We start from the raw sequence: 12664 nt of genomic DNA, 5'->3' as shown, positions 1-12664 counted from the left end.
CAACAAAGTTATTTCAGCCAATAATTTATCTGCAAATTTATTTTATGAATGATAGAATCTGGCAGTTTAGATTCCTTTTTTGAATTTATTTCTTTTAGCAGTTCTTTATTTTGTTGTAGGCTTTCGCTGTAAGAAATTCCGTCTGTTATTGCTTTTCTTTCATAAAACTGTTTTTCTAATGTTGTGGGATAAACATTAGGAATACCAAGTACAAATTTCATTTCAGATACTGGCTTATAGAAAACCATACCATCGAAAATATAATCAAATTTTACTTTTTCATAATCGCCACCGAAATTATAGAGATCAAAAGGAGCGTTTCCGAAAGGAGAATTTTTTAGGTCAAAACCTACATTATCTTTTCCTACAGATTGAAATGCGGCATCAAAAATCCCATTATTGCTAAGTGCGTTATGAAAGTCTTGAGTGAAATAATTGATGTAAATATTGGTTGTTATTTGGGGATAAGTTTTATAAATATATTCTGCTGTACTGTAGATATCCGGTTGATTGGGCAAGGGAAGAAATTTTGGGATTCGGATGTACCCGTGATAAGTATTCTCGATAACCAAATCTTTTTTCCTTTCAGGGTTTCTTGTTTTGGCATATTCAAAAAAACGGATAAAATTTTTTCCCATGATGATATTGCGGTCTATGGTAGAATTTTCAGCATAATCATCAAACATTTTGTATTGAGAATTACATTCTATATTTTTCCAATCGAATTCTAAATCTAACGGAAATAAAAGAATTTTGTTTTTGTCTTCTCTGGTTTTATTTGCCAGAAAAATAGTATTCAGAAGGAAATAATAATTGTATTTTTCCCAAAGTACAGTATAATCTAAATCCCTGAAAATAGATAAAAGTTCTTGCTCTCTTTCTTTATCCGAAAGTTTAGCGTTTAATAAAAAACTGTTGATTTTCTTATAATTGTTCCAGCTTCCAACCTCTGTGTAAACATTTCCTGTAAATTTAGGATCTCTAATTACCTCTGTGTACAATTCGTATTGTGTAATATCTCTGTGATCCCGTTCTGAAATAATTACAATATCTTTAGTTTTATATTGGTCTAAAATATATTCTTTAGCAGTCGGAAGATTTTTATTTTTCAGAAATTCGGTAAATGGTTTTAATTCCTTTTTCTGTGAAAAAGCAATCATGCTAAACAGAAAAATGGCAATACTTACTATTTTGAATTTTATAAAACCAAGAAATATATAAAGTGAAAAAATTACAAATCTTTACCTAAGAAATAAAGCCCTTTCAACGTATGAAGGCGGGCCGCAATATGAATTTTATCTGTAAGCGGTTTATAAACGTGAGAAACGCCTCCCGTTGCGATTACAAAGCAATCATCATTCACCTCGTCATTAATGCGGTCTATAAAGCCTTCAACCATACCTAAAAATCCGTATACCATTCCGCTCTGCATACAGGTTACGGTATCTAAACCTAATACAGATTTTGGTTTTACTAATTCAATTTCAGGAAGTTGTGCGGTTTGGCTGATGAGAGAATTAAGAGAAGTAATAATTCCCGGAGCAATAATTACTCCCAAAGTTTCACCATTTTCTGCAACACAGCTTGCGGTAAGTGCAGTACCAAAATCTAAGACAATTTTTTTTCTGTTGGGATAAAGGTTGTGAGCTGCAACGAGATTGGCATAAATATCGGTTCCCATCTGTTTAGATTTTGCTTGAACTCCAGAAAATGTGGTGCGGTCTACAATAACAGGATCTTTACCGTGGATTTTTCTTATCGCAGAACTCATTATTTTTGTTAACTGAGGAACCACGGAACCCATAATTACTTTTTCAATCTTTTCGGGATCTACTTTGTAAGTTTGGTAGAGCATTAAAATCTGAACATACAGTTCGTCTGCAGTACGATACGGTTTTGTATTAATTACCCAGGAAATATCGCAATTATCATTATCAAAAAGACCAAATCTGATATTGCTGTTACCAACGTTGATTACAATTGAATTCATTAAAGGATTTTTCGGCAGTAAATTTAATAATTTTAGAAAAAACACTTTTCTTTATTGTTAAATGATTTAAAAACATCAAAATATTAAAAAAAGAAAGTGAAATTTGCTTCCTGTAAAAATTACTGTTGATTATTTAAAAAGAATAAAGCTCCTGATTTTCAAGAGCTTTAATATATATAGAAATTTAATAATTATCTTCTTCGCCTTTCATTTTTTCGGCATTTTCTGCCATGATTACGGCATCTATCATTTCTGCGATATCACCATTCATGTAAGCATCGAGATTGTACATAGACTTGTTGATTCTGTGATCGGTAACTCTTCCCTGAGGATAATTGTACGTTTTAATTTTGGCAGAACGGTCTCCCGTAGAAACCATCGTTTTTCTCTGTGCCGCAATATCACCCTGAACTTCCTGTAGTTTGATGTCGTATAACTTAGCTCGTAGCATTTCCATTGCCAACTCACGGTTAGCCAACTGAGAACGGGCTTGCTGACAAACAACTACTAATCCTGAAGGTTTATGGGTAAGCTGAACTTTGGTTTCTACCTTGTTCACGTTTTGTCCTCCTGCACCTCCCGAACGTGAGGTCTGCATTTCTATATCTGCAGGGTTAATTTCTACATCCACTTCTTCAGCTTCCGGAAGTACGGCAATCGTAATTGCCGAAGTGTGTACTCTTCCCTGAGATTCTGTTTCAGGAACACGCTGCACACGGTGAACTCCAGATTCGAATTTCATGATTCCGTATACGCCTTCGCCTTCAACTTTCATAATGAGTTCTTTATAGCCTTTTGCCGCTTCATTGGAATCTGTTACTTCATGTCTCCATCCTTTGGCTTTAAAGTACATAGAGTACATTCTGTAGATATCTTCAACAAATATTGCTGCTTCGTCTCCGCCGGTTCCTGCACGCAGTTCTACAATAACATTTTTGTCATCAGTAGGATCTTTAGGAATCAAAAGAACTTTCAATTCTTCTTCTAAACCCGGAAGTTTTGCCTGAGCTTCTACTTTTTCTTCTTTAGCCATATCGACCAAGTCTCTATCTGAACCATCTGCAATGATTTCCTCAGATTCTGCGATATTATCTAAAGCACCTTTATATTGATTGTAAACGTGTACAATTTTTCCTAAATCGCTGTATTCTTTATTGAGTGAAGAATATTTTTTCTGATCCGAAATTACGTCTGGCTGTATAATAAGGTCTGCAACCTCATTATATCTTTGTTTAATCGCTTCTAATTTTGGAATTAATGACTTAGACATATTAAAAATTTAGTATGCAAAGATACGGATTTGATGATTAATAAAAAAAGCTCATTTTCATGAGCTTTTGTAAAATATTGATATGATTTTAAAATAATTTAAACCTTACTGAACAATCATTTTCTGAATGGCAACTCCGTTATCTGTTTTCAGATGAACAAGATAAGTTCCTGCAGGATAATTTGTTCTTAATTCGTAAGTTCCGTCTTCATTTTTTAGTTTAAATGAATCCATTTTCTTTCCGCTCATGTCGTAGATAGCGATTTCCCCATTTTTAGCTTTATAATAAATCAATTTAGCCAAACCATTTTTCACAGGATTATCTGCAATCTGAAGTGATAATCTTTTATCTAAATTTTCTTCAGCAGTAGACAAAGTAGTAAACGGATTTCCGTAGATTCTGAATTCTCCGGGTTGAAGCGTGATCGGAGTTGTAGTTGATGTCACATTAAACGCAGTATTATCCATTAAATTTTGCCATTGACCAGCAAAAGGGAAATATGGAACCACGTTTTTAGCCGAAGTATCATAATTTGCCAAAACAACTACATTTTTCACTCCTGTTGTCAGTAAAGGATCATTAATATAAATTCTTGTGATCAAACCATTCGGATCGTTCGTTAAGTTATTAGACTCTACGGTATATGTTTTTGATTTGAAAACAGGATGTGCATTTCTGATGTTAATAATCTGTGCCCAAGTGTTGTAAACTGCTTTTCTGTTGGTATTGGTATCATAACCTAGAGTGAACGCAACCGGCTTTTCGTCTGTACGGCAATTGTTATTAATGGTTCCGTCCGGACATCTGTTGATACTGAATTCATATCCTAATTCACCAAACTGCCAAATCATTTTCGGACCAGGAATTGTAAAGAATGTTGCTCCGAAAGTTTTCATCCTTTCTAATGACGTATTCAGATTGGTAACGTTGTAAGTTCCGTTTACAGCACCATAAGCAAGATTTTTAAACATCAATCTTTCTTCATCATGACTTTCACCATAACCAACTCCGTGCATATTGGTAAAGCCGTGAAGTTCATGATCCATTCTGTCAAAATTACTGTTTTGACTATAACCCATCGTATTTTGGTTGTAAGCACCGGTCTGATTATTCCAAAGCATTACACCTTTTCCTTCTGCAACTCTGTAGTTTGCCCATTGCTGCTCTTCTGCATCGGTTCCCAAATGTTCGAAAATCATGTATGAAGTAGGATCAAGAGTCCATTGTTTGTCTGCATAACCTTTCAGAATATCTACTCTGTCTTGTTGATAAGCATTGGTACAAGTTTCATCGGTCGCAGTACAGTTTTGAGTAAATCCTTTTGTTAAATCCCAACGGAAACCGTCAATTTTATATTCGGTTAACCATTGTTGTAAAGTTCTTTCAACATAATATTTTGTAGCTGAACTTGTGTGGTTAAAGTCATTAAAAACATTATAAGAGTGCTTTGGAACAGTATTAAAATACGGATTATTTGCAGCAACATCGCCATAACCGTCACCATCCGGATCAACATTCCAAAGTCTTACCAAAGGAGATCTTCCTGTCGCATGATTGAATGCAACATCCAAAATTACAGCAATTCCGTTTTGATGACACAGGTCAACAAATTCTTTGAATTTCTGTGGTGTTCCATAAGCTTTATCTAAAGCATAATGGAATGACGTATTATAACCCCAAGAATTATTTCCTTCAAATTCCATGATCGGCATCAATTCAATGGCATTGATTTTTAAATCTTTAAGATAATTGATTTTATTAATTAAAGACTGCCAGTTTTTTTCCTGCGTGAAATCTCTTAACAATAATTCATAGACAATTAAATTGTCTTTACTTGGTCTTGCGAAGTTGGTAACCTGCCAATTGTAAGGAGTTTCTCCAGTTTTAAACATGGAAACTTCAAAGCCTTGTCCTGCGGGAAAAGCGGGTAATCCCGGATAAGTAGTTGCAGAAATCGTGGGATCATCATAAGATGATAAAATCTGCGGTGAATACGGGTCTGCAACTTTTCTCAGATCATTGGTTCTGTACTGGAAAGTATATAATTGCTGAGGGGTCAATCCACTGAGTTCAATCCAATATAAATCCGGATTTGTGGTGTCTCTTTTCATTAAATAAGTATCATTCACCGTCCAGCTATTGAAACTTCCGATCACATGAACGAAACTTTTGAAAGGTGCATATAAAGCCAGACCAACTTTTGTATTGTCTGTAGGATTATAATTGATTCCCTGTCTGATCCAGCTTGGAATCGCTTGTGAAACCACATTTCTCGGAACTTGCAAAATGAAAGTCGAGCTTTTCACCGTAGAATTGGCAGTTGCAATCAACTCCATATTTGCGTCTGCTACAACCGTATAACTATAGCTGTAAGAACTTGATGGGGTTGAAGTTGAATTGATAACAGCTCCGTTCGCTTTTAACTGAAAAGTTGCATTAATATTGGTTGTAGCGGTGATATTAATAGCATTTCCCGTTGGAACTGATGTCAAACTATTCGCAGCAGGATTGGTTAAATTTAAATTTAATGTTCCTACATTCACAAAAATATCTGGCGAAGTTTGGTGATTTCCTGTTTTCGTTTTTAGTAAAAAACCGAATCTTCCAATTCCTGTACGTCCGTAAAAGGTTGTTGGAGTAAAAGTCAAAGAATAAGTATCGGTTCCTGCATTGTAAACCAGTTTATTTAATTCATTGGAATTTGTCCAGCTTCCGTTTGTAGGACAGTCCTGACTGTTTGCATAATTTTGATCTAATGACCACGACCAAATGTAAATGGCATTATTGGCAACTCCCCAACCAGTTTCGTCAATCTGATTTCCCGGAACTGATAAGGTAATCTGATCGGTTTCATTAAAGGGATTTGGCGAAATTGTATAGCTTATTTGCCCAAAAAAGAACGCAGTAATAAACATCAAAAACAATGAATATAGTTTTTTCATATTAATATTTTTCTTTAAAAATAAAACAAATAATGTAGTTCTGTTAGTTTTTTTTTGATATTGTTATTCAGTAAATAGTATTTTGAAAATAGTGCATGTAAAAACTCCCATGCATAATAAAATTTCCTTATAATTAAACGTCTAATTGTAAATAAGGTTTGATTTAATATAATGGAACCTCTCGAAATGCGAAAAAAAATTCTTAAAAAAAGAAAAACCACCGATAAATCAGTGGTTTAATATATGTTGTTTTGCTTTGATATCACTTTCTCGGAATTCATGTGAGAAAGCAATGACAATCAATTAATGATGTCCGTGACTGTGATCATCGTGTAAGAAAGGACCATGACCTTTCGGAGCACTGTAAAGTACTTCTACACCTTCCTGCTCAGTAAGAAGCTTGCTTCTAATTTGCTCAGGATCAAAAGGTTTTACTTTTCCAAAATACTCTTTTAAACCTTCTGTTAACCACATTGGGATGACCAATCCGAAAAACATAAAGATACACCAGAAACCTACTAGGAACATGATTATAAAATATACGGTCCAAAGGAACTGATAAAACGGCCAAAATGCTGATAAAATCATTTTATTTTCTTAAAGATTAGGGCAAAAATATAACATTTTTCTTTTTCAAACAAAAGATAAAAGCTGATTTTTACTATTTATTTTAAATTTAAACTAATTAATGAGCTAAATCTGCAAAAAAATCGTTGCCTTTATCATCGGTAATAATAAATGCAGGGAAATCTTTGACCTCAATTTTTCTCACTGCTTCCATTCCTAATTCCGGGAAATCTACAACCTCAACAGACAGAATGTTGTCTTTAGCTAAAATCGCAGCAGGACCACCAATTGAACCAAGGTAGAACCCTCCGTATTTTGCACAGGCATTGGTAACATCGGCTGTTCGGTTTCCTTTCGCCAACATCACCATACTTCCGCCATTTTTTTGAAATTCATCAACATAGACATCCATTCTTCCTGCGGTTGTGGGACCAAAGCTTCCAGAAGCCATTCCTTCGGGAGTTTTTGCAGGTCCTGCGTAATAAATTGGATGATTTTTGAAATATTCAGGCATCGGTTTTCCGCTGTCTAAGAGTTCTTTAATCTTTGCATGGGCAATATCTCTTGCTACAATTAAAGTTCCGTTTAATTTAAGCCTTGTTTTAATAGGATATTTTGAAAGTTCAGCTAAAATCTTCGGCATTGGTTTATTCAGATCAATTTCTACAGCTTCTTCCAAATGTGGTGGTGTTGCAGGTAAAAATCTTTTCGGATCTTGTTCCAGTTGCTCTAAGAAAATACCGTCTTTGGTAATTTTTCCTTTAATATTTCTGTCGGCTGAACAGGAAACACCCATCCCAACCGGACAAGAAGCTGCGTGACGAGGAAGCCTGATTACTCTCACATCGTGCGTAAGGTATTTTCCGCCAAACTGAGCTCCGATCTCACTTTCCTGGCAAATTTTCTGAACTTTTGCTTCCCATTCCAAATCTCTGAATGCCTGTCCGGCTTCATTGCCTTCTGTTGGAAGATTGTCGTAATATTTCGCCGATGCTTTTTTTACTGCCGCCAAATTAGCTTCTGCCGAAGTTCCGCCAATTACCAAAGCCAAGTGATATGGCGGACAAGCCGCTGTTCCCAAATCTGAAATTCTTTCTTTTACAAAAGCTTCCAAAGATTTTTCGTTCAGTAAAGATTTTGTTTTTTGATAAAGAAAAGTTTTATTGGCAGAACCGCCACCTTTCGTCAAGAATAAAAATTCATAATAATCTCCTTTTTTAGCATAAATATCAATCTGAGCAGGAAGATTAGAACCAGAATTTTTTTCATCAAACATCGTTAAAGGGACTACCTGAGAATATCTTAAATTTCTTTTTTGATAAGTATTGTAAATTCCTTTGCTCAGATATTCGCCATCATCAACCCCTGTGTAAACATTTTCGCCTTTTTTTCCCATTACAATTGCCGTTCCGGTATCTTGGCAAGAAGGTAAAGCTCCTTCTACGGCAACTGCAGCATTTTGCAGTAAATTATACGCCACAAATCTATCATTATCAGTCGCTTCCGGATCATCAATGATTCTTCTTAAGCTTTCTAAGTGCGAGGAACGAAGCATAAAAGAAACATCTGCCATGGCTTCTTCTGCCAAAAGCTCAAGACCTTTCGGGTCTATGGTTAAAATTTCTCTTTCTCCTAATTTTTCAACTTTTACGTAATCTGAAGTTAGTTTTTTGTAAACCGTATCATCTTTAAGAATCGGATACGGATCCTGATATTTAAATTCCATTTTTAGATTTTAATAAGATTGTAAATTTACTCAGACCCGCAAAAATATTATTCAAATCTGACGATAATCATCTTATTTACTTGTTATTTGTAATGAATTTAAATAACTTTATGTCAATAATTCTTAAAAATAATAAAATGAATTACAGAATAGAAAAAGACACCATGGGCGAAGTAAAAGTGCCTGCCGATAAATTTTGGGGTGCACAGACAGAGCGATCTAGAAACAATTTTAAAATAGGACCTGAAGGTTCGATGCCACACGAAATTATTGAAGCTTTTGCTTACCTTAAAAAAGCGGCAGCCTTTACCAATACAGAATTGGGCGTTCTTTCTGCTGAAAAAAGGGATATGATTGCCAAAGTTTGCGAAGAAATTTTAGAAGGAAAACTAAATGATCAATTCCCTTTGGTCATCTGGCAAACCGGTTCGGGAACACAATCTAATATGAATGTGAATGAGGTTATTGCCAATAAATCCCATGTAAATAATGGTGGAAAGCTGGGCGAGAAAACAGAGGTACACCCGAATGATGATGTGAACAAATCCCAGTCTTCTAACGATACTTACCCAACGGCAATGCATATTGCGGCCTATAAGAAAGTAGTAGAAACCACAATTCCCGCTGTTGAAAAACTAAAAAACACGTTGAACGAAAAAGCAGAAGCTTTTAAGGATATTGTTAAGATCGGGAGAACGCATTTAATGGATGCCACTCCGCTTACTTTGGGACAGGAATTTTCGGGTTATGTTGCGCAATTGAATTTCGGAATTAAAGCTTTAAAAAATACCCTGCCCCATCTTTCGGAGCTTGCGTTGGGAGGAACGGCAGTAGGAACCGGTTTAAATACTCCAAAAGGGTATGATGTAAAAGTGGCGGAATATATTTCAAAATTCACCAATCTTCCGTTTGTAACCGCAGAAAATAAGTTTGAAGCTTTGGCTGCTCACGATGCGATTGTAGAATCTCACGGAGCTTTAAAACAATTAGCAGTTTCTTTGTACAAAATTGCTCAGGATATTAGATTATTGGCTTCAGGGCCACGGTCTGGAATCGGGGAAATTCATATTCCGGAAAATGAACCGGGATCTTCGATTATGCCGGGAAAAGTAAATCCTACCCAAAATGAAGCAATGACAATGGTTTGCGCACAGGTTTTAGGGAATGATACCACAATTTCATTTGCAGGAACTCAGGGAAATTATGAACTGAATGTCTTTAAACCCGTAATGGCGTATAATTTTTTACAATCTGCCCAGTTAATAGCTGATGCATGTATTTCGTTTAATGAGCATTGTGCTGTGGGAATTGAGCCAAATCGTGAAAGAATTAAAGAATTGGTTGATAAATCTTTGATGTTGGTTACCGCTTTGAATACGCATATTGGGTACGAAAATGCTGCCAAAATTGCCAAAACGGCTCATAAAAATGGAACTACTTTAAAAGAGGAAGCTATAAATCTTGGTTTATTAACTGCTGAACAGTTTGACGAATGGGTAAAACCTGAAGATATGGTGGGAAGTCTGAAATAAAATTAAAACTCATCAAAACAAAACACTCCGCAGAATTTTCTGAGGAGTGTTTTGTTTGTTAATGTGAATGTTGATTGGTATAATTCAATTCTCATACCAAAGAGAGTTTTCGGTTATTTTGTCATGTTTTTATCAATTATTTAATTTTACCAGCCAAGAGCGACGCCAAAGACTAAAGCTTTATCATTTTCAAAATAAGAATCTTTAAAGAAATTGCTGAAATCTTTTTTCACAAAAAGGCTTACATTATTATATGAAACGGTAAATTGTGCACCATATACAAAAGGATTTACCTGATAGTTCGAGCGGTCACGCAAATTTCTGTCATCTCCTTTTACAATATTGTTGGTAGACATTTTTATCCCTCCATATACGTTGGCGCCCACTCGGAATCCGTCTGAATAAGGTCTGTACTGGATATCCATTCCTGCATTTTTCAGTTTAGAGAAATTATACTGTAAACCAAGAGGAACCATGATGTAACCTGTTCTCAGTTTGCTTTTACTAAGGCTTCCATCAAACTTAGCTAAAAAAACATCGGCATCCTGTTTTGCAAAAACCATATTGTTGTCTGGTCTTACCGTTCTCCAGGAAAATCCTATTCCGGAAATTAATCCCCAAGGGCTTGTTCTGCCAAATTGGTAATTAAATTTCAGACCAAATTCAAGATTATTGGCATATCCAAGATTTTTATCCAAATCATTATCTGACTTATCGTTGGTAAGTGTCATAATTGCGTAAGAAAAATAGCCTTCAAGATTTTTAACAGGTTTATATTTCTTTAATAATTGAGCTTTCAATTCTTCGTTTGAAGTTACGTCAGAATTTAAAAGGGAATATCTTACCTGTTTTTGGATAACCTGATCCAAATCAAAACCTATTGCTTCAATTTTAGAATCTATTTTTTGAGAATACTGATCTGCAATCTGGGCTTTCTGTTTGTTGAATTCAGCTTTATCCAGATTTTTAGCTTGTAAAGTTGATAATTCACTTTCCATGAGCTTTTTTTCTTCCTGAATAATTCCGTTAATTTTTACTGCATATTCTTCAACTTTTTCCTTTACAATAGGGCTTACCGTGGTGTCTTCTTTGGGTTGAAGGTTTAATCTTAATGCTTTTTTCTGTGCGTTTGCAGAAATCGTAACAAGGCACAGCATTCCTGTGATGATAAATTTCTTAATCATTTTTATTAATTTTTTTAAAGTTTAAATTTGAATTATCTTTCGTTGAGGTCTATTTGGGCAACGTTGCTTCCGCCTTTGGTTTTCTCGATAGCTTCTTTATTTTCTACCGAAAAAAGCAGGGTAGAAGGATCTACATATCTCTTTTTCTTCGGTATTTTTACAGAATCCGATTTTGCCATAATTCTTTCCTGTGGAGTTTGAATAATCTGTGCAGCAATTTCCGAAGGATTTTCTTTCATTAGCGGAAGATTGGTTTTAATCGGCGAGTATTTTTCAATTTGTTTTTCTGAATCAGCATTTTCACCTTGCACCAATCTTTCCTGAATAGGTTTTGAGGAGTCTTTATCAGAATTTATTTTTTCAGGCTGAACAATTTCTTCTTTTTTAGGAAAATCTTCTTCTGTTTTTGTTATTTGTACAGGAGGTTCGTTTTTATTATTGATGAAAAGAAAAGCACCCAAACCACAGATCAAAACAAAACATGCAGCAAGCAAAACGCGGTTCCAGTGATGTTTTTTGGAAGGGTTATTTTGCGTCTGAATCTGTATTTCTTCCCACAAATCTCTCGAAGGACTAATTTCTCTCTCGGAAATCTGCTTTTTTATCTCACAATCTAAATTATGCTTAAATGAATTCATTTTTCAGTGTTTTTTGTTGTTGAAAGTAAATCTTTCTCAGTTTTTCTTTAGCTCTGAAGAGTTGCGTTTTGCTTACTGCAGTACTAATATTCAGGGTTTCAGCAATTTCCTGATGAGAATATTCTTCTAATACATAGAGGTTAAAAACCATTTTATAAGAATCCGGAAGCTGGTCTATCAATTCCTGCGCATTAAAATCGAATACAATCTGCTCATCTGTAATTACTTCTAAAACAGAAGCGTGAACATCATCCAAATAAAAAACTGTTTTATGGCTTTTAATGAAATTAAGACATTCGTTTACTACAATTCTTCTTGCCCATCCATCGAAATTTCCTTCTCCTCTAAAACTTTCGATATGTTTAAAAATCTTACAGAATGCTTTTATTACACAGTCTTCTGCCTGGTAAAGATCACTGATATAGCTTCGTGCTACACTCAGAAATTTTTTTACATTCTGATCGTAGAATATTTTCTGAGCTGCAGGATCATTTTTTTTAATCCCGATCAGTAAATTTTCTTTTTTATTTCCAAACGAAAGCTTCATGGTTTGTATGCTGTTTTCTATACTAAAGACAGCGAAAATTATAATTGGTTACACAAGAAATGAGAAAATTTTAAATAAATTTTTAAAACGCTGTATTTCAGGCTTTTAAAAATGAATGTTTTTTAGTGAATTGATGGCTAAATTTATGATAGCGAGAAAATAGAGAACAATGAAAATAATTCAAATACAATTCAAGAAAATTTCAGGTTTTGAAATTTAATGATGAAATTTTAAACAGGAGAAACAAAAAACCGCAGATAAACTGCG

10 protein-coding genes are annotated in these 12664 nt (G+C 34.8%); 1 reads left to right on the top strand and 9 read right to left on the bottom strand.

Annotation, left to right across the window (positions count from 1 at the left end):
* Window positions 1–8: 8 nt before the first annotated feature.
* The 6 genes from IV513_RS00845 to IV513_RS00820 form a co-directional block, all read right to left on the bottom strand.
* The gene (locus tag IV513_RS00845) at window positions 9–1160 is read right to left on the bottom strand and encodes a hypothetical protein (RefSeq protein WP_209388624.1); all 1152 of its coding nucleotides are present in this window, start codon (window positions 1158–1160) and stop codon (window positions 9–11) included.
* Between the two features lie 71 nt (window positions 1161–1231).
* A complete protein-coding gene (locus IV513_RS00840) occupies window positions 1232–1990 on the bottom strand; it encodes a type III pantothenate kinase (protein ID WP_209388623.1) in 759 nt (252 codons plus the stop codon).
* A gap of 184 nt (window positions 1991–2174) precedes the next feature.
* A complete protein-coding gene (gene prfA, locus IV513_RS00835) occupies window positions 2175–3260 on the bottom strand; it encodes a peptide chain release factor 1 (RefSeq protein WP_209388622.1) in 1086 nt (361 codons plus the stop codon).
* A gap of 105 nt (window positions 3261–3365) precedes the next feature.
* Window positions 3366–6203 carry an alpha-amylase family glycosyl hydrolase gene (locus IV513_RS00830; protein WP_209388621.1) on the bottom strand — a complete coding sequence of 946 codons (2838 nt, stop codon included), beginning with the start codon at window positions 6201–6203 and terminating at the stop codon, window positions 3366–3368.
* 303 nt (window positions 6204–6506) lie between these two features.
* Entirely contained in the window at window positions 6507–6791 is a 285-nt protein-coding gene (locus IV513_RS00825; protein WP_209388620.1) for a hypothetical protein, read from the bottom strand.
* A gap of 97 nt (window positions 6792–6888) precedes the next feature.
* The gene (locus tag IV513_RS00820) at window positions 6889–8496 is read right to left on the bottom strand and encodes a fumarate hydratase (RefSeq protein ID WP_209388619.1); all 1608 of its coding nucleotides are present in this window, start codon (window positions 8494–8496) and stop codon (window positions 6889–6891) included.
* Window positions 8497–8633: 137 nt separating this feature from the next.
* On the opposite strand from IV513_RS00820, the gene fumC reads away from it, so the two are divergent.
* A complete protein-coding gene (gene fumC, locus IV513_RS00815) occupies window positions 8634–10028 on the top strand; it encodes a class II fumarate hydratase (RefSeq protein WP_209388618.1) in 1395 nt (464 codons plus the stop codon).
* 146 nt (window positions 10029–10174) lie between these two features.
* Here the strand turns inward: fumC and IV513_RS00810 are convergent, their stop codons facing one another.
* The 3 genes from IV513_RS00810 to IV513_RS00800 are packed head-to-tail and all read right to left on the bottom strand — an operon-like array spanning window position 10175 to window position 12397.
* A complete protein-coding gene (locus IV513_RS00810) occupies window positions 10175–11212 on the bottom strand; it encodes an outer membrane beta-barrel protein (protein ID WP_209388617.1) in 1038 nt (345 codons plus the stop codon).
* Window positions 11213–11244: 32 nt separating this feature from the next.
* Window positions 11245–11850, bottom strand: coding sequence for a hypothetical protein (locus tag IV513_RS00805; RefSeq protein WP_209388616.1), 606 nt, complete (start codon window positions 11848–11850; stop codon window positions 11245–11247).
* Window positions 11837–12397, bottom strand: coding sequence for an RNA polymerase sigma factor (locus IV513_RS00800; RefSeq protein ID WP_209388615.1), 561 nt, complete (start codon window positions 12395–12397; stop codon window positions 11837–11839). Before IV513_RS00800 ends, IV513_RS00805 begins: the two co-directional genes overlap by 14 nt.
* Between the last annotated feature and the right edge of the window lie 267 nt (window positions 12398–12664).

Source organism: Chryseobacterium sp. RR2-3-20, assembly GCF_017808115.1.
In the GTDB taxonomy this organism is placed as follows: Bacteria; Bacteroidota; Bacteroidia; order Flavobacteriales; family Weeksellaceae; genus Chryseobacterium; species Chryseobacterium oryzae.
Note: the sequence above shows the minus strand (reverse complement) of the source record. Positions and strands in the feature narration are given on the sequence as shown.